At 61.3% G+C, this 24,173-nt stretch carries 21 protein-coding genes; 8 read left to right on the top strand and 13 right to left on the bottom strand.

The features are described from left to right. Position 1: 1 nt before the first annotated feature. The 7 genes from OK411_RS05170 to mreB form a co-directional block, all read right to left on the bottom strand. Entirely contained in the window at positions 2-862 is an 861-nt protein-coding gene (locus tag OK411_RS05170) for a carbon-nitrogen hydrolase family protein (RefSeq protein WP_264364529.1), read from the bottom strand. 127 nt (positions 863-989) lie between these two features. Then, on the bottom strand, positions 990-4,793 hold the full coding sequence (locus OK411_RS05165; RefSeq protein WP_264364528.1) for a YhdP family protein: 3,804 nt from the start codon (positions 4,791-4,793) through the stop codon (positions 990-992). 75 nt (positions 4,794-4,868) lie between these two features. Then, positions 4,869-6,326 (bottom strand): ribonuclease G, encoded by a 1,458-nt coding sequence (rng, locus tag OK411_RS05160; RefSeq protein WP_016771696.1) that lies wholly within the window; start codon positions 6,324-6,326, stop codon positions 4,869-4,871. 58 nt (positions 6,327-6,384) lie between these two features. Then, complete coding sequence (locus OK411_RS05155; RefSeq protein ID WP_264364527.1) at positions 6,385-6,981, bottom strand: Maf family protein; 597 nt, start codon at positions 6,979-6,981, stop codon at positions 6,385-6,387. A 37-nt stretch (positions 6,982-7,018) separates the two neighbouring features. Continuing rightward, positions 7,019-7,510, bottom strand: a complete 492-nt coding sequence (mreD, locus tag OK411_RS05150; protein WP_024011608.1) for a rod shape-determining protein MreD — start codon at positions 7,508-7,510, stop codon at positions 7,019-7,021. Beyond that, the gene (gene mreC / locus OK411_RS05145; protein ID WP_080902498.1) at positions 7,510-8,613 is read right to left on the bottom strand and encodes a rod shape-determining protein MreC; all 1,104 of its coding nucleotides are present in this window, start codon (positions 8,611-8,613) and stop codon (positions 7,510-7,512) included. The genes mreD and mreC overlap by 1 nt, the downstream gene beginning before the upstream one ends. 140 nt (positions 8,614-8,753) lie before the next feature. Continuing rightward, positions 8,754-9,791 carry a rod shape-determining protein MreB gene (gene mreB, locus OK411_RS05140; RefSeq protein ID WP_002555108.1) on the bottom strand — a complete coding sequence of 346 codons (1,038 nt, stop codon included), beginning with the start codon at positions 9,789-9,791 and terminating at the stop codon, positions 8,754-8,756. A 211-nt stretch (positions 9,792-10,002) separates the two neighbouring features. On the opposite strand from mreB, the gene gatC reads away from it, so the two are divergent. The 6 genes from gatC (at position 10,003) to OK411_RS05110 (ending at position 15,289) form a co-directional block, all read left to right on the top strand. Then, on the top strand, positions 10,003-10,290 hold the full coding sequence (gatC, locus tag OK411_RS05135) for an Asp-tRNA(Asn)/Glu-tRNA(Gln) amidotransferase subunit GatC (RefSeq protein ID WP_024011606.1): 288 nt from the start codon (positions 10,003-10,005) through the stop codon (positions 10,288-10,290). Positions 10,291-10,306: 16 nt separating this feature from the next. Next, positions 10,307-11,758, top strand: a complete 1,452-nt coding sequence (gatA, locus tag OK411_RS05130; protein ID WP_016771701.1) for an Asp-tRNA(Asn)/Glu-tRNA(Gln) amidotransferase subunit GatA — start codon at positions 10,307-10,309, stop codon at positions 11,756-11,758. Positions 11,759-11,768: 10 nt separating this feature from the next. Further along, complete coding sequence (gatB, locus tag OK411_RS05125; protein WP_016771702.1) at positions 11,769-13,214, top strand: Asp-tRNA(Asn)/Glu-tRNA(Gln) amidotransferase subunit GatB; 1,446 nt, start codon at positions 11,769-11,771, stop codon at positions 13,212-13,214. 218 nt (positions 13,215-13,432) lie between these two features. Then, positions 13,433-13,804 carry a septal ring lytic transglycosylase RlpA family protein gene (locus OK411_RS05120; protein ID WP_016771703.1) on the top strand — a complete coding sequence of 124 codons (372 nt, stop codon included), beginning with the start codon at positions 13,433-13,435 and terminating at the stop codon, positions 13,802-13,804. 31 nt (positions 13,805-13,835) lie between these two features. Continuing rightward, positions 13,836-14,912 (top strand): calcium/sodium antiporter, encoded by a 1,077-nt coding sequence (locus OK411_RS05115; protein WP_264364578.1) that lies wholly within the window; start codon positions 13,836-13,838, stop codon positions 14,910-14,912. After that, positions 14,909-15,289, top strand: a complete 381-nt coding sequence (locus OK411_RS05110) for a carboxymuconolactone decarboxylase family protein (RefSeq protein ID WP_123443389.1) — start codon at positions 14,909-14,911, stop codon at positions 15,287-15,289. The genes OK411_RS05115 and OK411_RS05110 overlap by 4 nt, the downstream gene beginning before the upstream one ends. Before the next feature lie 100 nt (positions 15,290-15,389). Here the strand turns inward: OK411_RS05110 and OK411_RS05105 are convergent, their stop codons facing one another. From OK411_RS05105 to kdgD, 5 genes are all read right to left on the bottom strand, one after another. Beyond that, positions 15,390-16,331: an AEC family transporter gene (locus tag OK411_RS05105; protein ID WP_016770674.1), complete on the bottom strand. Its 942-nt coding sequence runs from the start codon at positions 16,329-16,331 to the stop codon at positions 15,390-15,392. Positions 16,332-16,615: 284 nt separating this feature from the next. Then, entirely contained in the window at positions 16,616-18,169 is a 1,554-nt protein-coding gene (gene garD / locus OK411_RS05100) for a galactarate dehydratase (RefSeq protein ID WP_016771706.1), read from the bottom strand. Positions 18,170-18,180: 11 nt separating this feature from the next. After that, positions 18,181-19,542, bottom strand: coding sequence for an MFS transporter (locus OK411_RS05095; RefSeq protein WP_101159224.1), 1,362 nt, complete (start codon positions 19,540-19,542; stop codon positions 18,181-18,183). A gap of 153 nt (positions 19,543-19,695) precedes the next feature. Beyond that, a complete protein-coding gene (locus OK411_RS05090) occupies positions 19,696-21,141 on the bottom strand; it encodes an aldehyde dehydrogenase family protein (protein ID WP_073473811.1) in 1,446 nt (481 codons plus the stop codon). A 71-nt stretch (positions 21,142-21,212) separates the two neighbouring features. Beyond that, complete coding sequence (gene kdgD / locus OK411_RS05085; protein ID WP_016771708.1) at positions 21,213-22,124, bottom strand: 5-dehydro-4-deoxyglucarate dehydratase; 912 nt, start codon at positions 22,122-22,124, stop codon at positions 21,213-21,215. Between the two features lie 298 nt (positions 22,125-22,422). On the opposite strand from kdgD, the gene OK411_RS05080 reads away from it, so the two are divergent. Both OK411_RS05080 and OK411_RS05075 read left to right on the top strand, forming a co-directional pair. Beyond that, positions 22,423-22,803 carry a hypothetical protein gene (locus tag OK411_RS05080; protein WP_136491948.1) on the top strand — a complete coding sequence of 127 codons (381 nt, stop codon included), beginning with the start codon at positions 22,423-22,425 and terminating at the stop codon, positions 22,801-22,803. 142 nt (positions 22,804-22,945) lie between these two features. Continuing rightward, positions 22,946-23,299, top strand: coding sequence for a hypothetical protein (locus tag OK411_RS05075; protein WP_136491947.1), 354 nt, complete (start codon positions 22,946-22,948; stop codon positions 23,297-23,299). 3 nt (positions 23,300-23,302) lie between these two features. On the opposite strand, the gene OK411_RS05070 is transcribed toward OK411_RS05075, so the two are convergent. After that, complete coding sequence (locus tag OK411_RS05070) at positions 23,303-24,049, bottom strand: FadR/GntR family transcriptional regulator (protein ID WP_024011597.1); 747 nt, start codon at positions 24,047-24,049, stop codon at positions 23,303-23,305. Between the last annotated feature and the right edge of the window lie 124 nt (positions 24,050-24,173).

The raw sequence follows: 24,173 nt of genomic DNA, 5'->3' as shown, positions 1-24,173 counted from the left end.
TTTACGCCTTAAATTCGTGTTCTGAAGCAGGCCGCTGGGCGCCCTGCGAGAAAAACCGCCGATGACGCGTCACCGGCATGCGCGCCCGGATGGACGCTTGTTCATCGCTGTCGCGGGCGGCCAGCAACACCGCCTCGCCTTGATCCTGCTGGACCAGCACACGCCCCCACGGATCGACAATCGCCGCATGCCCGAAGGTCTCGCGTGGCCCCGGATGACTGCCGCCCTGCGCGGCCGCGAGGATATAACACTGTGTTTCGATGGCCCGCGCGCGGATCAGTACATCCCAATGCGCGGCGCCGGTTACGGCCGTAAACGCCGACGGTGCGGTAATCAATTCGGCACCGGCGGCACGCAATTCACTGTACAGCTCCGGGAAACGCAAGTCGTAACACACGCTCAGACCGACGCGCCCCACCGGCGTATCCGCCACCACTACATTACCGCCATAAGCATAGTCATCGGATTCACGGTATTGGCCGCGATTGTCGGCGACATCGACATCGAACAGATGCAGCTTGTCATAGCGCGCGACGATCTCGCCGTATTCATTGATCAACAACGAGCAGGCATTGGCTTTGGCCGTGGGTTGACCCAACGGTGGCAACGGCAATGTGCCGGCGACTATCCATAAGGTGAGGTCGCGGGCGGTCTGTTTCAACCAGGGCAGGATCGGCCCTTCGCCCAAGGCCTCGGCGCGGCCGATATCAGCGACGTCACGACGGCCCATGGCGGCGAAGTTTTCCGGCAGCACCGCGAGTTTCGCCCCGCCGGCGGCGGCCTGTTCAAGCAGGCGTCGGGCCTGGGCCAGATTGGCCGGCACGTCACTCTGGCTGACCATTTGAATCACCGCTAAAGACATGGCCGCTCCTCGGGATTTGCATATGACTGTGTAGGAGCTGCCGAAGGCTGCGATCTTTTGATTTTTTTTAGAGCCAGATCAAAAGATCGCAGCCTTCGGCAGCTCCTACAGGGGTAGTGTCTGCTAGTTAAAAAGGCTTGTCGAAGGTGATTTTCGGCTCTTTCCATGGGCCTTTGACGGTGTACTTGACGCTGGCGAAGCGCGCCACGCGGTCGCCGATCAGCTTGTCGATGAGGAACAGCGCGCCGCCGACCGCCGGTGCGCCAACAAGCAGCGCGGCGATCGGCAGGTTGTTGGTCACCGGCAGTGTCACCAGCAATTTCGCATCGACCTTGTCACCGACCAGATCCAGCGTGCCGTCCAGCTCAAGATTGCTCGAAGGCCCGGTCAGGCGAATCGGCTCACGGGTGACGTAGACACCGTTGTTCGCCACCAGCAAACCTTTGACCCGGTCGTAGCTCAAGCCTTTGCCGAACAGGTCGGAGAAGTCCAGACGCAGACGCCGGCCGATCGAGTTGAAGTTGAGCAGACCGAACACCCGCAGCGCCTGAGCACCACCTTCCACTTCAACGAACTGGCCCTTGTTCAGCGAGGCGTCGAGGGTGCCGGAGAAGCGCTTGGTCGCCAGCCACGCCGGCGAGCCCGGCCAACGTCCATCGACGTCCATATGGAATTCTTCGCTGGTCACGCTCGGCGCGAAGCCCCAGCCTTTGAGCACGTCGGCCAGATTCTTGCCGCCAATGCGGCCCTTGTACCAACTGCTGGTCGCCCCCGGCGCGCCTTCCCAGCCGCCGTTGCCTTGCAGGAGGATTCCCTTGAGGCCCATATCGAGGTTGTTCAGTGCGATGCCCTTGGCGGTCGGCCGCACTTTCAGCGACCAGCCACCCACCAGATCGGGGCCGAGGAACAATTGATTGAGGGTGATATCCAGCGCCGGGATTTTCGTCGGATCGACTGACGCCAATGGATCCGGCGCGTTCTCGTCAGCCTGCACCGCCGGGTCCGGCGCCGGCAGTTTCACGTATTGCAGATTCACCGCAATCGGCACGCCGTTGGCGTCCGGCAGGCTGGCCGTGCCCTTGGCCTGCTGACTATCGAGAGCGAGATTCCATGCGCCGGGCTTGCGATTGATCTGCACCGAGGCCTGATCCAGCGTGGTGCCGAGCGCGGTCAATTTGCCGACTTTGATGTCAGCGCTGCTGAGCAGTTGCTTGGCGCTGCCGCCCGGATCCCCGCCGGCGTATTTGTTGGCCAGATCCTGCCACGGCGCGACGTCCAGCTCCGACAGCACCCCACGAATGCGCAGGCCCTTGGCGCCCGGCAACACCGCTTCGCCAGCGCCGAGAAACAGTTCGCCACGGCCATCGGCGAAATTGCTCGGCGGCGCGGCAAAAGTGAAATTGGCCAGTTGATCGTAATTGAACCAGTAACGCCGCTCCTGGCCTTGCAGGGTCATGCGAAACACTGTGTCGCGCCCGACATCGGCGGCCATGCCGAACGGCGCCGGCAAATCCACTGCCACGCCTTTGAGGCTGGAGCTGACCAGCAACTGGCTGTCGGTCCCGGAAAGATTCAGCTGCAACTGATAAGGAATCGTCCCGGACACCGGCAACGGCTGGGTCACGCCCAGCCAGTCGGTGAGCTTTTTCACTTCGACCTGCCCCGACGCCGCAACCCGGGTCTTGATCTGGTTGGGGCTGCCATCCGCGAAGATCTGCGCAGTGACCGGTTTGTCGAAGGCCCGCGCAGAGATGTTCTGGCCGCTGAGGCCTTTATTGCTGTCAAAGCGGAAATCGCCCTTGAGCTGGCTCAGTTCCAGTTTCGGTTCGGCCAGTTTCAGCCGCGCGTTGGCGGTTTTGAAATCGACGAGGATTTTCGGCTGTTCGCCCTTGGCCAGCGGAATGTCCAGTTTGAGCTTGCCATTCAGATCACCGGCGCCCTCCCAACCGGCAAAGGTTTCGCCGGTGCCGATCGGCGCGTCCTGAAGAATCTTCAAACCATCGCCCAGGCCACCGGCAAACGCGCCATCGAGCAACAGATGGCTGTTCTGTCCGGCCGGTACGTGAGGAATATTGACGAAGACATCGCTGACTTGCGTATCGAGCAACTGGCCCTTGCTGGCCCAGATGCGCACGCCGCTGTCCTCGATGAACACGTCACCGCTGACCTTGCTCACGTGCGGCCAGCCCGGCTGAAAGGCCAGTTCGGCGTCATGCACTTTGAAGAACAGGCTGATGCTGCGATCAGCCTCGCCGGCATTCTTGCTCAGCGAGCCCTGATACTGGAAGAAACCCTGATCCACCGCGCCTTTGAGGATCGCCGTGCGCAGCCACTCATCAAGCGCCGGGCTCAACACCGCCGGCAGGTATTTCGCGGTGTAGCGACCGTCGCCATCGACCAGGCCGACGCGCAGGTCCATGTAGTCTTCCTGGCTATGGTCGAAGTGCAGGCGGATAAGGAAGTCGCCGGCAATCTTGCCCTCCTCGCCCAGCACCTTCAGGTACGGCGCAATCAGGGTGAAGCCATCCTTGTCGAGCTTCCAGGTCAGCCGCGCATTGGCCTGCAGGTATTGCCATGGTTTGGCGAAAATCGGATCGAGGTGCAGGACGAAGTCCTTGCTGTCGAGGCGCAACTCACCGCCGTCCAGATTGCCGCTGAGGCTGCCACTGACATTCCGCGCCGCCGGAGCGCCGTGGTAGGCATCAAAACCGACATTATCGAGGTTGGCGGCAAAGCCGAATTTATTGCCATCGGCGGCGGTCGGACGGAAATCCAGCAGGACGTTGCGCAGGCCGCCGGTTACCTTCAAACGCTCGACCACTGTGGCGAAGCTTTGCGGCAACGGCCCCAGCGCATTGAGCAGCGGCGTGATCGGGGTCAGATCGAGGCGATCGGCCTGCAAATGCCAGAGCTCTTCAGCGTTGGCGCTGGCGCGAGTCTGCTGCACCTGCACATGGGATTCCCAACGGGTGTCGCCGAAGCTCATCGCCAGTGAATCAAGAGTGACCTTCGCGCCCTCGGCGGTGTTGCGGTAATAGGCGTTGAGCGCCAGATTGTTGATCTGGATTGGCTTGCGCTCGGCGTAGGCACCGGTCACTTGCGGCGCATTCAGGCGCAACGCGGCGCTTTGCAACGCGCCTTCGGCCCAATCGACCCAGAGTTCGCCGCCGGCCTTGATCTCGGAAAAATTCCATTGCTGAGTCAGGCGCTCGGGCAGCCACTTCGACCAGTCGCTCTGCGGCAGGCTGGCATAGCCCTCGATAGCGCTGTTCTGCCACTGATCAGGACGCAACTGGCTGCGCAGGCTCAGCGCCACAGGCTGGCCGTCGGGCAAGGTCAGACGCGCGTCGACACGCTGGCGGCTGGCGCCGGTGCGCAGATTGAGGCCGACATAGGTGAGCGTCATGGGCGGGTGGTCGAGCGGTTGCAGGGTCACCTGGCTATCGAGCACCGACAGTTGCCTGATCATCTGCGAGCGCTGGAACAATTGTGCCGGATCGAACGGTTGATCCTTCTGCACCGGCAGGCCTTCCAGCGCCCAGGTGCCGTCTTCGGCTTCCTTGAGGCTGATCTTCAAACCGTTGAGTTCGATATGCGCGAGACGGACTTCGCGGGCGAGCACGCTGCCCCACATATCCGGCACCACCCTCACGCGGTCGAGGCGCAGAGCGTTGGCACCGTCGCCGACCATCACGTCGTGGGCCAGCAGGATCGGTGCGAAACCGCTCCAGTTGCCTTCCAGCTCACCGATTTGCAAAGGCATGCCGAGGGCGGCACTGGCCTTGTCTTCGATGTCGGCGCGGTATTCGGCCACCAGTGGCGTCAGCTCGCGGCCGAGGCTGACGTACAACGCCATCAACACCAGAACCAACGCGCACAGGCCCAGCCCCCAGCGGGTGAGTGCGGCCAGAATGCGTGTCAGACGCTCCATGTCAGTTGGCTCCCATGGCAAAAATACTGCGAAAAGCTGAGGCCAGCCGCGTTGAATGAGTGGTGATGCAGGGCTTCAGAGCAGCACCACGTCATATTGTTCCTGGGAATACATGGTTTCCACCTGGAAACGTATGGTGCGACCGATAAAGCCTTCAAGCTCGGCGACGTTACCGGACTCTTCATCGAGCAGACGATCGACCACTTTCTGGTTGGCCAGTACCCGATAACCCTCGGCCTGATAGGCCCGCGCCTCGCGTAGAATCTCGCGGAAGATCTCGTAACAGATGGTTTCGGCGGTCTTCAGTTTGCCGCGTCCCTGACAACTGCTGCACGGTTCACACAACACCTGTTCGAGGCTTTCGCGGGTGCGCTTGCGGGTCATCTGCACCAGGCCCAGCTCGGTAATGCCGATGATGTTGGTCTTGGCGTGATCGCGCTCCAGCTGTTTCTCCAGAGTGCGCAGGACCTGACGCTGGTGCTCTTCATCTTCCATGTCGATGAAGTCGATGATGATGATCCCGCCGAGGTTGCGCAGGCGCATCTGCCGGGCAATCGCCGTGGCCGCTTCGAGATTGGTCTTGAAAATGGTTTCTTCGAGGTTGCGATGACCGACGAACGCCCCGGTGTTGACGTCGATGGTGGTCATGGCTTCCGCCGGATCGATCACCAGATAGCCGCCGGATTTCAGCGGTACCTTGCGCTCCAGCGCGCGCTGGATTTCATCTTCGACTCCGTACAGATCGAAGATCGGCCGCTCGCCCGGATAGTGTTCCAGACGATCGGCGATTTCCGGCATCAGTTCGGCGACAAACTGCGTGGTTTTTTGGAAGGTTTCCCGGGAATCGATGCGGATCTTCTCGATTTTCGGATTGACCAGATCACGCAGGGTGCGCAGGGCCAGGCCGAGATCTTCGTAGATCACGCTGGGCGCGGCGATGGTCTTGATCTGCTCGTTGATCTGGTCCCAGAGGCGCCGCAGGTAACGGATGTCCATGAGGATTTCATCAGCGCCGGCACCTTCAGCAGCCGTGCGCAGAATGAAGCCGCCGGCCTCCTTGATGCCTTCTTTGGCCACGCAATCGCTGACCACCTGCTTGAGACGCTCGCGCTCGGCTTCGTCTTCGATCTTCAGGGAAATGCCGACGTGGGCGGTGCGCGGCATGTACACCAGATAACGCGAAGGAATCGACAGTTGTGTGGTCAGGCGTGCGCCTTTGGAGCCGATCGGGTCTTTGGTGACTTGCACCACCAGACTTTGACCTTCGTGCACCAGCGAACTGATGCTTTCCACCGCCGGGCCTTCGCGCAGGGAGATTTCGGCGGCGTGAATGAAAGCTGCACGATCGAGGCCGATGTCGACAAATGCCGCCTGCATGCCCGGCAGCACACGAACGATCTTGCCTTTATAGATGTTGCCGACGATCCCGCGTTTCTGCGTGCGCTCGACGTGGACTTCTTGCAGCACACCGTTTTCGACCACCGCCACGCGCGACTCCATCGGCGTGATGTTGATCAGAATCTCTTCACTCATGGCAGGATCTCGTTCAGGCATGTTCACGATAGTGGCCGCATCTGGATTCGTACGACGCTCAGGGCGTGTTCAGGTTTTGCCAACAGGGTATGCCGAAATGGCCCAACACCTCGCAGGTTTCGCACAGCGGCAGGCCGACCACCGCCGAATAGCTACCCTCGAGCCCGGCGACAAACACCGCACCCAGGCCCTGAATGCCATAGCCGCCGGCCTTGTCGCGCGGTTCGCCACTGGCCCAGTAGGCGCCGGCCTCTTCGCGGCTGATGCTGCGAAAACGCACGCGACTGCGCACCACCCGCGACTCGCAGCGCTCACCTTCAAGCACGGCGATGGCGGTCAGCACTTCGTGTTCGTTGCCGGACAACATCATCAGCATGGCGCATGCATCGGCTTCGTCCACCGGTTTGCCAAGTATTTTGCCGTCGAGTACCACAGCGGTGTCGGCGCCAAGCACGCAGAACGGCTGGTCAGAGACGACCGAGCGGCGCCCGGCCTCAGCCTTGCCACGCGCGAGGCGGTCGACATAGGCCGAAGGGGATTCTTCAGGCAGCGGGGTTTCGTCGATGTCCGCGCTGATGGCGGAGAACCGCACGCCGATCTGCGTGAGCAATTCCCGGCGGCGCGGTGAGCCGGAGGCGAGGTAAAGCAGTTTCATCAAAACATCTCCCTGTTCAGTGCCCTGCTTCACCGGCTCAATAGATTCTGTAGCGTCGGCACATCCCGCGAAGGGCGAAGCTGACCCACGGCCAGAGCAAGGCACTGACCAGCGCCGGCAAGACCAGCGCCAGGGTTGGCTGACGGTTGCCGGTCAGAGCGCTGAGCCACAGTTGCGCCAATTGTGCGAGGCCGAAGATCACCAGGATCACCAGGCACTGCTGCCACATCGGGAACATGCGCAGGCGCTGCTGCAACGACAACACGAGGAAAGTAATCAGGGTCAGGATCAGCGCGTTCTGTCCGAGCAGGTCGCCCTGCAGGACATCTTCGGCCAGCCCCAGACAGAACGCCGTTACCATGCCGACCGTGTGCGGCATGTACAGCGCCCAAAACGTCACGAGCAAGGCCAGCCACAGCGGGCGAAGGATTTCCATGAAGATCGGCAACGGTGAAACGCTGAGCAGGATGCCGACGAAGAACGTCAGCCAGATCATCCAGCCGTTTCCGGATTTTTTCGCGCCGACCATTATTCTCGTCCCCCGGTAGTCGCTGGCGGCTTCGCCGGTGGTTTGCTCGCGGCCGGCGGTTTGGCAGCGGCCGGAGCGGCAGCGGGCGGTTTGCTCGCGGCGGGCTTGGCTGGCGTGGCGGCTGGCGCCGCTGCTTCAGCGGCCGGCGCTGCGGTAGCGGTCGACGGCGTGGCAGGCATGATCAACGGTTTCGGCACGCTGGCCGGCAACATCGGGCCACCGCCGTGAGCGTCGAGCTGTTCCTGGGCCTGGGCGGCGTCATTGGCGCGTTCCTCGGCAGTGCGGCTGTCGCTGAACACCAGCAGCAGGTAGCGGCTACGGTTCAGGGCGGCTGTGGGCACGGCGCGGACAATGGCGAACGGTTGGCCGGAATCGTGGATGACTTCCTTGACCGTGGCCACCGGATAACCGGCCGGGAATCGCTGGCCGAGGCCGGAGCTGACCAGCAGGTCGCCCTCTTTGATGTCTGCCGTGTCGGCGACATGACGCAATTCCAGGCGCTCCGGGTTGCCGGTGCCGCTGGCAATCGCGCGCAGACCGTTACGATTCACCTGCACCGGAATGCTGTGAGTGGTGTCGGTCAGCAGCAGGACACGCGAGGTGTACGGCATCAATTCAACCACTTGGCCCATCAGCCCGCGTGCATCGAGCACCGGTTGACCGAGCACCACGCCGTCGCGCTCACCTTTGTTGATGATGATGCGATGGGTGAAGGGGTTGGGGTCCATGCCGATCAGCTCGGCCACTTCGACCTTTTCATTGACCAATGCAGAGGAATTGAGCAACTCGCGCAGCCGAACGTTCTGCTCGGTCAGGGCCGCGAGCTTTTGCATGCGCCCCTGCAACAGCAGGTTTTCGGTCTTGAGTTTTTCGTTTTCGGCGACGAGCTCGGTGCGGCTGCCGAACTGACTGGCGACCCCTTCCCACAAGCGGCCGGGCAGGTCAGTGATCCAGTAGGCATCCATGAGCACCAGCGACGCTTGCTTGCGCGCGGGCTTGAGCAGGTCGAAACGTGCATCGACCACCATCAGTGCGACCGCGAGCACGGCCAGCACCAACAGGCGCACGCCCAACGAAGGGCCTTTGGTGAAAAGCGGTTTAATAAGCCGCTCCTCCCAGGCAAATGTTCTGTTTATTCATACGGCATCAAACCGGCCTGGATGAAGACTGACAGAAGATAAACGCCAACAGGCAGCACTGCAAAGTGCTGCCTGTGCGTTCACCCACGTATTGCATTCGAAGCTTATTCGCTCGAAAGCAGATCCATGGTGTGCTTATCCATCATTTCCAGCGCACGGCCACCGCCGCGAGCAACGCAAGTCAGCGGATCTTCGGCAACGATCACCGGCAGACCGGTTTCCTGAGCCAGCAACTTGTCGAGGTCACGCAGCAGCGCGCCACCACCGGTCAGCACCAGGCCACGCTCGGCGATGTCGGAAGCCAGTTCCGGCGGCGATTGCTCCAGCGCGCTTTTCACGGCCTGAACGATGGTTGCCAGCGACTCTTGCAGAGCCTCGAGCACTTCGTTGGAGTTCAGGGTGAATGCGCGTGGAACGCCTTCGGCCAGGTTGCGACCGCGAACATCGACTTCGCGCACTTCGCCGCCCGGGTAGGCCGTACCGATTTCCTGCTTGATGCGTTCAGCGGTGGATTCACCGATCAGGCTGCCGTAGTTGCGGCGCACGTAGGTGATGATCGCTTCGTCGAAACGGTCGCCGCCGACACGTACGGATTCGGCGTAAACCACACCGTTCAGGGAGATCAGGGCGATCTCGGTGGTACCACCACCGATGTCCACGACCATCGAACCGCGCGCTTCTTCAACCGGCAGGCCGGCACCGATCGCAGCAGCCATCGGCTCTTCGATCAGGAACACTTCACGGGCACCGGCGCCAAGGGCCGATTCACGGATGGCGCGACGCTCAACCTGGGTGGACTTGCATGGAACGCAGATCAGCACACGAGGGCTGGGCTGCAGGAAACTGTTTTCGTGAACCTTGTTGATAAAGTACTGCAGCATCTTTTCGCAGACGCTGAAGTCGGCGATCACGCCGTCCTTCATCGGACGAATGGCAGCAATGTTGCCCGGCGTACGGCCGAGCATGCGCTTGGCCTCGGTGCCGACAGCGACGACACTTTTCTGGTTACCGTGTGTCCGAATGGCCACAACCGATGGCTCATTCAGGACGATACCGCGCTCGCGCACGTAAATAAGGGTGTTGGCAGTGCCCAGGTCAATGGAAAGATCGCTGGAAAACATGCCACGCAGTTTCTTGAACATGGGAAAGGGACCCTAGGCAACGCGTGGGTAAAAAAGTGCGGCAAACTCTAACAACGACAGGGATTTTGGGCAAGGCGCCAATATGTTAAATTGGCCGCTTTTCTGTGCACCAAGCCCCACAATCGCGGCCTTATGACCGTAGAAGTGCGGTAGTGTTCCGACAATCTAACACACGGACGCCGTCCGTTCTGTTTTCCACTGGAGAATCCCGATGGCGCTAGAACGCTCCGACGTGGAAAAAATCGCGCATCTGGCCTGCCTTGGCCTCAACGATGCCGATCTTCCGCACATTACTTCCGCCCTCAACAGCATTCTCGGGCTGGTCGACGAAATGCAGGCCGTTGATACCGACGGTATTGAGCCGCTGGCCCATCCCCTGGAAGCCAGTCAGCGCCTGCGCGCCGACGTGGTGACCGAGACGAATAATCGCGAGGCCTACCAGTCCATCGCACCAGCGGTCGAAAACGGCCTGTATCTGGTTCCGAAAGTCATCGACTAAAGGGAAAGAGCCTGCAATGCATCAAATGACTCTGGCCGAGATCGCCCGCGGTCTCGCCGATAAAAAGTTTTCCTCCGAAGAGCTGACCAAAGTCCTGCTGGCGCGTATTACCCAGCTCGATCCGCAGCTCAACAGTTTCATCAGCCTCACCGAGGATCTGGCCATCGAGCAGGCGAAAGCCGCCGATGCACGCCGGGCCAACGGTGAGAGCGGCGCCCTGCTCGGCGCGCCGATCGCCCACAAGGACCTGTTCTGCACCCTGGGCATCCGCACCAGCTGCGGCTCGAAGATGCTCGACAACTTCAAAGCTCCGTATGACGCCACTGTCGTTGCGAAACTGGCCGCTGCTGGCGCTGTGACCCTGGGCAAGACCAACATGGACGAATTCGCCATGGGTTCGGCCAACGAGTCGAGCTGGTACGGCGCAGTGAAAAACCCATGGAACCTGGAACACGTGCCGGGCGGTTCGTCCGGTGGCTCGGCCGCCGCCGTGGCCGCTCGCCTGCTGCCTGCCGCCACCGCAACCGACACCGGCGGTTCGATCCGTCAGCCGGCGGCGTTCACCAACCTCACCGGCCTGAAGCCGACCTACGGTCGCGTTTCGCGCTGGGGCATGATTGCCTACGCGTCCAGCCTCGATCAGGGCGGCCCGTTGGCGCGCACGGCCGAAGACTGCGCGATCCTGCTGCAAGGCATGGCCGGCTTCGACCCGAACGACTCCACCAGCATCGATGAGCCGGTTCCGGATTACTCCGCCAGCCTCGGCGAGTCGCTGCAAGGCCTGCGCATCGGCGTGCCGAAGGAATACTTCAGCGCCGGTCTCGACCCGCGCATTGCCGAGCTGATCCAGAACAGCATCCAGCAGTTGCAGAAGCTCGGTGCCGTGATCAAGGAAATCAGCCTGCCGAACATGCAGCACGCCATTCCGGCCTACTACGTGATCGCCCCGGCAGAAGCGTCTTCCAACCTGTCGCGTTTCGACGGCGTGCGTTTCGGCCATCGCTGCGAGAACCCGGAAAACCTCATCGACCTGTACAAGCGCTCCCGTGGCGAAGGCTTCGGCGCGGAAGTGCAGCGCCGGATCATGGTCGGTGCCTACGCGCTGTCCGCCGGTTACTACGACGCCTACTACCTGAAAGCGCAGAAGATTCGTCGTCTGGTGAAGAACGATTTCATGGCTGCGTTCAATGAAGTCGACATCATCCTCGGCCCGACCACGCCGAACCCGGCGTGGAAACTCGGCGCGAAGAACAGCGACCCGGTCGCTGCCTATCTGGAAGACGTCTACACCATCACCGCCAACCTCGCCGGCCTGCCGGGCCTGTCGATGCCGGCCGGTTTTGTCGACGGTCTGCCGGTGGGCGTGCAGTTGCTCGCGCCGTACTTCCAGGAAGGCCGTTTGCTCAACGTTGCGCACCAGTATCAGCTCAACACTGACTGGCACACCCGCACCCCAACCGGCTTCTGAGGAGACACACATGCAATGGGAAGTCGTGATCGGGCTGGAGATTCACACTCAGCTCACCACCCGGTCGAAAATCTTTTCCGGTAGTTCCACCACCTTCGGTTCCGAGCCGAACACCCAGGCCAGCCTGATCGATCTGGGCATGCCCGGCGTGCTGCCGGTGCTCAACCAGGAAGCGGTGCGCATGGCGGTGATGTTCGGTCTGGCGATTGACGCCGAGATCGGCCAGCACAACGTGTTCGCCCGGAAAAACTATTTCTACCCGGATCTGCCGAAGGGCTACCAGATCAGCCAGATGGAATTGCCGATCGTTGGCAAAGGCCACCTGGACATCGCCCTCGAGGATGGCACGGTCAAACGCGTCGGCATCACCCGTGCGCACCTGGAAGAAGACGCCGGCAAGAGCCTGCACGAAGAATTCAACGGTGCCACCGGCATCGACCTGAACCGTGCCGGCACGCCGCTGCTGGAAATCGTCTCCGAGCCGGACATGCGCAGCGCCAAGGAAGCCGTGGCTTACGTCAAGGCGATCCACGCGCTGGTGCGCTACCTGGGCATCTGCGACGGCAACATGGCCGAAGGCTCGCTGCGTTGCGACTGCAACGTCTCGGTACGCCCGAAAGGCCAGGTCGAGTTCGGCACTCGCTGCGAGATCAAGAACGTCAACTCGTTCCGCTTCATCGAGAAGGCAATCAACTCCGAGATCCAGCGTCAGATCGAACTGATCGAGGACGGCGGCAAAGTGATCCAGCAGACCCGCCTGTACGATCCGAACAAGGACGAGACCCGTCCGATGCGTTCGAAAGAGGAAGCCAACGACTACCGTTACTTCCCCGATCCGGACCTGCTGCCGGTGGTCATCGAAGAGTCGTTCCTCGGTGAAGTGCGTGCCACCCTGCCGGAACTGCCACCGCAAAAGCGCGAACGCTTCCAGAGCCAGTTCGGTCTGTCGGCCTACGACGCCAACGTGCTGGCCACCAGCCGTGAACAGGCGGATTACTTCGAGAAAGTCGCAGCCATCGGTGGCGACGCGAAACTGGCGGCGAACTGGGTGATGGTCGAGTTGGGTAGCCTGCTCAACAAGCAGGGCCTGGACATCGAGGATTCGCCGGTTTCCGCCGAGCAACTGGGCGGCATGCTGCAGCGCATCAAGGACAACACCATCTCCGGCAAGATCGCCAAGGTAGTGTTCGAAGCGATGGCCAACGGCGAAGGCAGTGCTGACGAGATCATCGAGAAGCGCGGGCTCAAGCAAGTCACCGACACCGGCGCGATCTCCGCCGTGCTCGACGAAATGCTCGCGGCCAACGCCGAACAGGTCGAACAATACCGCGCGGCAGACGAAGCCAAACGCGGCAAGATGTTCGGCTTCTTCGTCGGCCAGGCCATGAAAGCCTCGAAAGGCAAGGCCAACCCGCAGCAGGTGAACGAACTGCTGAAAAGCAAGCTCGAAGGCTGACCACCAATGGAGCCAGATCCAAAGCCTGGCTCCATCCCCTGTGGAAGGGACCTGTGGCGAGGGGATTTATCCCCGTTGGGCCGCGAAGCGGCCCCAATTGCTGAGCTTGATTTGCACCAGATAAACCGAGTTCTCAGTTTTGGGACTGCTGCGCAGTCCAACGGGGATAAATCCCCTCGCCACAGGTCACTCCTACATTTGATCCGGGATACCTTTGAATGAAGCGCCTGTTTTTGAGCAGCGCCCTGCTCTCTCTGCTGGCCGGTTGCGCCAGTACCGACACCATCGACCCGCACGGTTATGACCAGACCGGCGTCGCCTCCTATTACGGAGCCAAACATCACGGTAAACGCACCGCCAGCGGCGAAGCGTTCAACCAGCATTCCCTGACCGCCGCCCACCGCCAGTTGCCGTTCGGCACGCGGGTGAAGGTCACCAACCTGAAAAACGATGAATCAGTCGTGGTCCGCATCAATGACCGTGGCCCGCACACCCGTGGCCGGCTGATCGATCTGTCGCGCGAGGCCGCCGATGAAATCGGCATGCTGCGCAGCGGCACCGCACGGGTTCGCGTGCAGGCCTTGGACTGATGGAGCGCTGACCATTTTCGGACTAGCCGATCTGCCGCTGATCAACGTCATCGAATTGCTCAGCGGCTTGGTTCTTTTGCTCATCGGCGCCGAGCTGATGGTGCGCGCCGCCGTGCGCCTGGCCGAGCGCCTGCACGTGCGTCCGCTGATCATCGGCCTGACCATCGTCGCCCTCGGCAGCAGCGCGCCGCAGATGACCGTGAGCCTGCAAGCGGCGCTGACCGACAACCCGGACATCGCCGTCGGCAGCGTGGTCGGCAGCGGCATCTTCAATATCCTCGTAACCCTTGGCCTCTCGGCACTGATCATCCCGCTGCGCGTGTCGCGGCAGTTGGTGCGCCTGGATATCCCGCTGATGATCGGCGCCAGCCTGCTGGTATTCATCCTCGCGTGGAATAAAGACCTCGGGCGTTTCGACGGCGTCCTGCTGCTCGGGGCCTTGGCGCTGTACCTTGGCTTGTTGTTCCGCCAGTCGCGACACTCGACCCGCCCCCATACCGAACGCCCGAAGGATACGCAGCAATCCTGGCTGATCAGGGTGCTGATGATTCTCGCTGGCCTTGCCATGCTGGTGTTCGCCGGGCGTTTGCTGCTCGGCGCCGCCGTGGTCGTGGCCACCGACCTGGGCCTGTCCGAACGGGTCATCGGCCTGACCGTGGTCGCGGTCGGCACCTCGCTGCCGGAGCTGGCGACCTCGCTGATCGCCGCCCTGCGCGGGCAGCGTGATATTGCCGTGGGCAACGTGATCGGCGCCAACCTGTTCAACCTGCTCGGGGTGCTCGGGCTGACCGCCCTACTCGCACCGACGCCGCTTTCCGTCTCCCCCAACGCGCTGGATTTCGACTTGCCAGTGATGCTCGGCGTCGCGGCGCTGTGCTTGCCGGTGTTCTATTCCGGCTACCGCGTTACCCGGGCCGAAGGCTTGCTGCTGCTCGGTTTGTATCTGGTCTACGGGCTGCATGTGGTGTCGTTCACCACCGGCATGCCGCTGGCCGGCAAACTCGAGCGCTTGATGCTGTTTTATGTCCTGCCGGCGCTGCTGACGTTTCTGCTGTTCACGTCGATCCGCGCCTGGCGTCGCCAACACCACAAGAGAGATGTGCCATGAGCGAGTCGAAGCAGTCCGGGGTTGAAATCCGTCGTCAGGTCATGGGCGATGCGTTCGTTGATCGCGCCCTGGGCAACGCCACCGAGTTCACCCAGCCGTTGCAGGATTTCGTCAATGAACACGCCTGGGGCGGCGTGTGGAATCGCGAAGGCTTGTCGCTGAAAACCCGCAGCCTGATCACCCTCGCCGCGCTGACCGCGTTGAAGTGTCCGCAGGAGTTGAAAGGCCATGTGCGCGGTGCGCTGAACAACGGCTGCACGGTGGAAGAGATTCGCGAAGCACTGCTGCATTGCGCGGTGTATGCCGGCGTGCCGGCGGCGATCGATGCGTTTCGCGCGGCGCAGGAAGTGATCGACAGTTATCAGAAACCGCAGTGACCGCCTTCGCGAGCAGGCTCGCTCCCACATTTGCAATGCGCTTCCCTGTGGGAGCGAGCCTGCTCGCGAAGAGGCCCTGGCAGACACCGCAAATCCTTGGTCAGATCCACCCACCCCACTGCAACACAAAGATCCCGACATTGGTGGTAATCGCCGCCATCAACGTGGTCATCACGATGATCGCCGCTGCCAGCTCATGATTGCCCTGCGCCGCCCGGGCCATGACGAAACTTGCCGCCGCCGTCGGGCTGCCAAAGTAGAGAAACAGAATCCCCAGTTCCGCCCCGCGAAAGCCCCACAGCCACGCGCCCACGGTTGCCAGTAACGGCAGACCGACCATCTTCACCAGGCTGGAGCTGAGCGCCATCTTGCCGCTCTTGCGCAACGCCGCCAGTGACAGCGTGCCGCCGATACAGATCAGCGCCAGCGGCAGCGTGGTCTGCGCCAGGTACTGGCCGGAAGTTTCCAGCCAGCCCGGCAGTCCGATCTTGAAGTAAGCAAAAGGCGCCGCCGAAATCACGCTGATGATCAGCGGGTTGCTGAACACGCTTTTGCAGATGCTCCACGGATCGGACTTGATCACCGGGCTGTAAACCGCCAGCACGATGGTCGACAACGTGTTGTAGAACAGGATCACCAGCGCCGCGAGAATCGCCCCGAGGGAAATGCCGTAATCGCCGTACATGCTTGCCGCGAGTGCCAGGCCGATCACGCCGTTATTGCCGCGAAACGCGCCCTGAGTGTAGATGCCGCGATCTTCACGCGGACACTTGAAAATCGCCCAGCCCCAGGCCACGGCGAAACTCACCAGGGTGGCAAGGGAAAAGTAGATGAGGAGCGAAGGTTGCAGCGCGGCGTGCAGATCCGCGTGGAGGATGCCGAGGAACAGCAGCGCCGGCATGGTCACGTTGAACACCAGCGACGAGGCGGTGTGGATGAAGTTGTCGTTGATCCAGTCGATGCGCTTGAGCAGCACACCGAGAAACAGCATGGCAAACACCGGCGCGGTGATGTTCAGGGTTTCAAGAAATATTGCCAGCATGCCGGAGAGCCTTGGGTGAGCGTCGATAGGGGGCTAATGATAAGCCACTTTCACCCTGATCGTTCCCACGCTCTGCGTGGGAATGCAGCCCCGGGACGCTCTGCGTCCCAAAGCGTGACGCGGAGCGGCACATGAGGCATTCCCACGCAGAGCGTGGGAACGATCACAGGCACCGCAAGTCCTTCGGCGTCTGGCAGATCGCTTTCGCGAGCAGGCTCGCTCCCACATTTGCAATGCATATCCCTGTGGGAGCGAGCCTGCTCGCGAAGAACGATGACGCGGTCTCAGGTAATCGGCGCCGGGTTGAACAAGGTGATGTCGTTATGCAGCTTGTGCTTCTCCGCCCAAGTCTGTTGCTTGCCACTGGCAACATCCAGGTAATAGTGAAACAACTCCCAGCCGAGTTCTTCGATGGTCGCGCGCCCGGTGGCAATGCGGCCGGCATCGATGTCGATCAGATCCGGCCAGCGCTGCGCCAGTTCGGTCCGCGTCGATACCTTGACCACCGGCGCCATGGCCAGCCCATAAGGCGTGCCGCGACCAGTGGTGAACACGTGCAGGTTCATCCCCGCCGCCAGTTGCAGCGTACCGCAGACAAAATCACTGGCCGGCGTCGCGCAGAAAATCAGGCCCTTGTGCTTGAAACGCTCGCCCGGGCCGAGCACGCCATTGATCGCGCTGCTGCCGGACTTGACGATCGAGCCCAGCGACTTCTCGACAATGTTCGACAACCCGCCCTTCTTGTTGCCCGGCGTGGTGTTGGCACTGCGATCGGCCTCGCCCTTGGCCAGGTAACGGTCGTACCAGTCCATTTCGCGCACCAGCTCTTCGGCAACGGTTTGCGTCTGTGCGCGGGAGGTGAGCAGGTAGATCGCATCGCGCACTTCGGTGACTTCGGAAAACATCACTGTCGCCCCGGCACGCAACAGCAAGTCTGAGGCATAACCCAGCGCCGGGTTGGCGGTGATGCCGGAGAACGCGTCGCTGCCGCCGCACTGCATACCGAGAATCAGCTCGGAGGCCGGCACGGTTTCGCGGCGGCGCTGGTCGAGTTTCTTCAAGCGCACTTCGGCCAGTTCCATGATCTGTTCGATCATTTCGGTGAAGCCGTGACTGGAATCCTGCAAGCGGTACAGCCACGGATCGCTGAGATCCACCGAGGCATCGTCCTCGTGCATCACCTGCCCGGCCTGCAATTTCTCGCAGCCCAGACCGATCACCAGCGCCTCGCCGCCCAGGTTCGGATTGCGTGCCAGATTGCGCACGGTACGAATCGGGATGTAGGCATCGGTCGCGGTAATCGCCACACCGCAGCCATAACTGTGGGTCAGCGCCACCACGTCATCGACGTGCGGGTACTTCGGCAGCAGCTCTTCCTTGATGCGCTTGACCGCGTGATCGAGCACGCCGGTGACGCACTGCACGGTCGTAGTGATGCCGAGAATGTTGCGCGTGCCGACGGTGCCGTCGGCGTTGCGATAACCCTCGAACGTGAAGCCTTCCAGCGGTGCCTGCGCATCCGGCACATCGGTGGACAGCGGCAAGCTGTCCAGCGGCGGCGCGGTCGGCATGCGCAGTTGATCTTCCTTGACCCAACTGCCGCGACGGATCGGCTGCAAGGCGTAGCCGATGATCTGCCCGTAACGAATCACCGGGCCGCCTTCAGGAATATCCTCCAAGGTGACCTTGTGGCTCTGGGGTACGAAATCCAAGGTGACCAGGCCGTCGGCAAACTCGGTACCGGCCGGTACGCCCTGATCGTTGACCACCACTACAACGTTGTCCCGCTCGTGCAGGCGGATGTAGCGCGGCGAGTCGGAATGTTCAATCAACTGCATGACGCCGCTCCTCAGGAATGCGCTTGAGACAAGTTACCGGTGACTTCATTGCCGCCCTTGGCTGGCGGCTCTTTCAAGACCACACGCTTGATCGGGCCGACGATCACCAGATAGCTGAACACCGCGACCAGTGCGTTGGCGCCGACAAACACCAGCGCCCACTTGAACGAACCGGTGGAGCTGATGATGTAGCCGATGACGATCGGCGTGGTGATCGAAGCGATGTTGCCGAAGGTGTTGAACAGGCCACCGCTCAGACCGGCGATCTGTTTCGGCGAAGTGTCGGAGACCACCGCCCAGCCCAGTGCGCCAACGCCTTTGCCGAAGAATGCCAGAGCCATGAAGCCCACGACCATCCATTCCACGTCAACATAGTTGCACGCGACGATGCTGCTCGAAACCAGCAGACCGGCGATGATCGGCGCCTTGCGAGCGAAAGTCAGCGAATGGCCCTTGCGCAGCAGGTAGTCGGAAATCACCCCGCCGAGCACGCCGCCGATAAAGCCGCAGATCGCCGGCAACGAAGCGATGAAACCGGCCTTGAGAATGGTCATGCCACGCTCTTGCACCAGATACACCGGGAACCAGGTCAGGAAGAAATAGGTGATGCCGTTGATGCAGTACTGGCCCAGATACACGCCGAGCATCATGCGGTTGGTCAGCAACTGACGGATGTAATCCCACTTCGGACCGTCGGACTTCTTGCCCTTCTGATCCATGTCGACCATGCCGCCGTTGTCAGCGATGTGCTTGAACTCGGCCTCGTTGACGCGTGGATGTTCGCGCGGGCTGTAGATGACTTTCAGCCACACCAGCGAGAACACGATACCGAGGATACCCATGACGATGAACACGTGCTCCCAGCCGAAGCTGTAGACGATCCAGCCCATCAACGGCGCGAACAGCACGGTGGCAAAGTATTGCGCCGAGTTGAAGATCGCCGAAGCGGTGCCGCGTTCAGCGGTCGGGAACCACGCCGCCACGATGCGCGCGTTGCCGGGGAACGATGGCGCTTCGGCCAGGCCCACCAGAAAGCGCAACATGAACAGCGCAACCACTGCCGTGGACATGCCGAATTCACCGACGAAGCCTTGCAGCACGGTGAACAGCGACCAGGTGAAAATGCTCAGGGCATAGACTTTTTTCGAGCCGAAGCGATCGAGCAGCCAGCCACCGGGAATTTGCCCGGCAACGTAGGCCCAACCGAATGCGGAGAAGATGTAGCCGAGGGTGACGGCGTCAATGCCAAGGTCTTTTTGCAGGCTGGAGCCGGCAATGGCGATCGTGGCACGGTCGGCGTAATTGATCGTGGTCACCAGAAACAGCATGAGCAGGATCAAATAGCGGACGTGAGTCGGCTTGGAGGATTGCATGCAGATGTACTCCCACTGATTATTTTTATGCGGGTAAAACATTCTTTGGTCTTTGTGGGAGCTGGCTTGCCAGCGATGGCATCAGCGCGGCGTGCCTGCAGCACCGCGTTGCCTGAATCGCTGGCAAGCCAGCTCCCACAGGTATTGCGTGTATCAGGAACCGATGTAGGCAGTCTTCACGACCGTGTAGAACTCTTGTGCATAGCGGCCCTGCTCACGGGAGCCGTAGGACGAGCCTTTACGGCCACCGAACGGTACGTGGTAATCCACGCCGGCGGTCGGCAGGTTGACCATCACCATCCCGGCCTGGGAGTGGCGCTTGAAGTGGTTGGCGTACTTCAGCGAGGTGGTGGCGATGCCGGCCGACAAGCCGAATTCGGTGTCGTTGGCCATTGCCAGCGCAGCTTCGTAATCAGCCACACGAACAATGTTGGCTACCGGGCCGAAGATCTCTTCGCGGCTGATACGCATCGACGCTTCGCTGTCGGCAAACAGGGTTGGCGCGAGGAAGTAGCCCTCGGTGTCGCAAGTCACTACACCGCCGCCGCTGACCAGACGTGCACCTTCGGACTGGCCGATGTCGATGTACTTCATGTCCTGTTCAAGCTGCGCCTGGGAAACCACCGGACCTATGTCGGTGCCGGCTTTCAGCGCGTGGCCGACCTTGATCGACTTCATGCGCTCGGCCATCGCTTCAACGAACTTGTCGTGAATGCCGGCGGTAACGATCAGACGGCTCGACGCAGTGCAGCGCTGGCCGGTGGAGTAGAACGCGCTCTGCACCGACAGCTCGACCGCTTGCTTGAGGTCGGCGTCGTCGAGAATGATCTGCGGGTTCTTGCCGCCCATTTCCAGCTGCACCTTGGCCTGGCGCGAAACGCAGTTGACCGCGATCTGACGACCCACGCCCACCGAACCGGTGAAGCTGATGCCGTCGACTTTCGGGCTGTTGACCAACGCCTCGCCAACCACCCGACCGCTGCCCATTACCAGGTTGAACACACCGGCCGGGAAGCCCGCGCGGGAAATGATTTCCGCCAGCGCCCAAGCGCAGCCCGGCACCAGATCGGCAGGCTTGAGCACGACGCAGTTGCCGTAGGCCAGGGCCGGAGCAATCTTCCACGCCGGAATGGCGATCGGAAAGTTCCACGGGGTGATCAGACCGACCACGCCCAGCGCTTCGCGGGTGACTTCGACGTTGACGCCCGGGCGTACCGACGGCACATAGTCACCGGACAGACGCAGGCATTCACCGGCGAAGAACTTGAAAATGTTGCCGGCGCGGGTCACTTCACCGATCGCTTCCGGCAGGGTCTTGCCCTCTTCACGGGCCAACAGCGTGCCGAGCTCTTCGCGACGGGCGAGGATCTCGCTGCCGACTTTATCCAGCGAATCGTGACGGGCCTGAATGCCCGAAGTGGAGTACGCCGGGAACGCAGCGCGAGCAGCGTCGATGGCGGCGTTGACCTGGGTCAGGTCAGCCTTGGCGTAGTCGCCGATGGTGTCGCTGAGTTCGGACGGGTTGATGTTGGCCGAGTAATCGGCACCGGCGACCCATTCGCCATTGATGTAGTTGTCGTAGCGTTTTGCAGTTGTCACAGGGCAGCCCTCAACTCTAAAAGCCTTCACGCAAAAAGCCGCTGATTGCTCAGCGGCCTCGCTTTTCTCGTTTATTGCGCGCCTTGCTTGTCGATCAGCGCGGCGAGCATTTCGTACTCTTCGCCGGTCAGGTCGGTCAGCGGCGCACGCACCGGACCTGCGTCATAGCCGGCGATTTTTGCACCTGCCTTGACGATGCTCACGGCGTAACCGGCCTTGCGGTTGCGGATGTCCAGGTACGGCAGGAAGAAGTCGTCGATGATCTTGCCGACAGTGGCGTGATCTTCGCGAGCGATCGCGTGGTAGAAGTCCATCGCGGTTTTCGGGATGAAGTTGAACACCGCCGAGGAGTACACCGGCACGCCCAACGCCTTGTAGGCAGCGGCGTAGACTTCGGCGGTCGGCAAACCACCCAGGTAGCTGAAGCGATCACCGAGGCGGCGACGGATCGACACCATCAACTCGATATCGCCCAGGCCATCCTTGTAGCCGATCAGGTTCGGGCAGCGCTCGGCCAGACGTTCCAGCAGCGGCGCGTTGAGGCGGCAAACGTTGCGGTTGTAGACGACCACACCGATCTTCACCGATTTGCACACGGCTTCAACGTGGGCAGCAACACCGTCCTGGCTCGCTTCGGTCAGGTAGTGCGGCAGCAGCAGCAGGCCTTTGGCGCCCAGACGCTCGGCTTCCTGAGCGTATTCGATGGCCTGGCGGGTCGAACCACCGACGCCGGCGAGGATCGGCACGCTGGTTGCGCAGGTGTCGACGGCAGTCTTGATGATTTCCGAGTATTCGCTGGCGGCCAGGGAGAAGAACTCACCGGTGCCGCCGGCGGCGAACAGAGCCGAAGCGCCATACGGAGCCAGCCATTCCAGGCGTTTGATGTAGCCCGCGCGGTTGAAATCGCCCTGCGCGTTGAAATCGGTCACCGGGAAAGACAGCAGGCCGGCAGAGAGGATGGACTTCAGTTCTTGTGGATTCATTATTCGAACACCCTGGTAGCAACGTTTTATTGTGAGTGGACCGTTCAGCCTTCGCCGAAGTTGTAGGTCATCGTACAACTTAAAAAATAACCGTCAACTGCATTTCATCGTTGGCAGGGCTTTTTTGTCCGACAAAATCACTGCTTATGCTTCTGGAAATCGCTGGAAGGCCCGTCCTTGAAGCATTTTCTCGCGGAAATATCTGGTCTGGATTCGTTTAACTCTGAGAGGACCAGCGGCTCGTAAAGTACGTCGACTGCCACGAAGGATCGTGGCGGACCACTCAAAGGAAGCCGCTATGTCGATGCATTTTGCCGCCCCCACCCTCACCCATGCCGCCCCGGCGCAAGACGATTGCGTGACGCTTCAGCTCTCGCAATTGCCGGACATCCTCACCGTGCAGGTGCCGGATTCCAGCGATTTCGCAGCGAACTGGAGCGTCTACGCGATTCTCGGCAGCGATGGCGAGGAACCCGAATGGGAAGGTGATGAGGTGGACACTGGCGCCTGGGACGACGCCGAGGATGAAATGGAGAAGCTGTTCGACATCGAGGTGCAACTGCCGAAAGAGGCGCTGCAACCGTATCTGAACCGCGAGGTGGAGCTGCGTTACAAGTTCCGCGATGAGTCGAGTATGGAGCCGTATTCGCAGGCGTTGAGGTTGCGGGTTGAGGCGTGACTGGTACGGCGTTAGCGGACTGACCGTTGGTCGGAACTGGTATTTCTTACAGGTGCGGCAGCAGGTCTAGCGATCCTTAAATGGATACGCGAGACAAGCTCCCGCATTTCGCCAAATCAGACTCAACAAAAGGATTTTGACAATGACTAACGCAACGCTCCCCCCTTTGCCGGCTCCAGCACTGACAGAAGCAGCAAACGGCATTATCTCTGTCAGCACAATTAAAGACCCGACCGACGCTGTGGTACCTGCTTATGAAGGAGCCACGCTAGGGGACCAAGTGAAACTGATGCTTGTCATCGGCAACAAGCAATGGGATTACTCGAAAGTCCTGACTTCCGCTGATGTCGGCAAGAAGATTACTTTCAGAATTGAGAGGGATCATTTTTCGAAGGGTCTCGCTGCGGGAGCAGATGCCCGGTTGTGGTACAGCATCTCGCGAGACGGTCAAATCCCTGGCATGTCTTCAGAGCTCAAGGTTGCCATAGTGCGTTAAGCACTACCCCTGCGCCTGCGCCTCTTCATGGGCCTGGCGCAGTCTTTCGCGGCTGTTGGTCAGGTGCAGACGCATCGCCGCACGCGCGGCATCGGAGTCCTGACGGGCAATCGCGTCGTAGATTTCCTCGTGCTCGCGGCTCAGGCGGCCCATGTAGTGCTGCTGGTCATCATGAGCCAAACGCGCCGAGTTCAGCCGCGTACGTGGAATGATGCTGGTGCCAAGGTGGGTCATGATGTCGGTGAAGTAGCGGTTGCCGGTGGACAGGGCGATTTCCAGGTGGAAAGCGAAGTCCGACGACACCGCATCGCTGGCATGGGAGGCGCTTTCGTTCAAGGCGTCGAGGGCGGCGCGCATGGTTGCCAGTTGCTCGGGGCTGCGGCGTTGCGCGGCGAGGCCGGCGGATTCGACTTCGAGGCTGATGCGCAATTCGAGAATCGCCAGGACGTCACGCAGAGTGACGACAGTGGCCGGGTCGATGCGGAAACCGCTCGGGCTCGGTGTGTCGAGAACAAAGGTGCCAATGCCGTGGCGGGTTTCCACCTGACCGGCGGCCTGCAGACGGGAAATCGCCTCGCGGACCACGGTGCGGCTGACGCCATGGGCTTCCATGATTGCCGACTCGGTGGGCAATTTGTCGCCACGCTTGAGCAGGCCATCACGGATCTGCTCGCTCAACACCGTCACCAATTCCTGGGCGAGGCTGCGGCGCTTGCGGGGGAGGCGCGGGGTGTCGATCAGCTTTTCCATGGTCTGCATCTTGTCTCGAAAGTTCGGCTTGGCGCCATCATAGCTCAAGCGAGTTGTACGATCACCGGGCAGATCACATTACCCCACTGTGGGGGGGGGGCGGGGGGGGCCCCCCGGGGGTGCC

The organism is Pseudomonas sp. RG1 (assembly GCF_025910115.1).
In the GTDB taxonomy this organism is placed as follows: Bacteria; Pseudomonadota; Gammaproteobacteria; order Pseudomonadales; family Pseudomonadaceae; genus Aquipseudomonas; species Aquipseudomonas atacamensis.
This window is presented reverse-complemented; position numbering and strand designations above follow the sequence as displayed.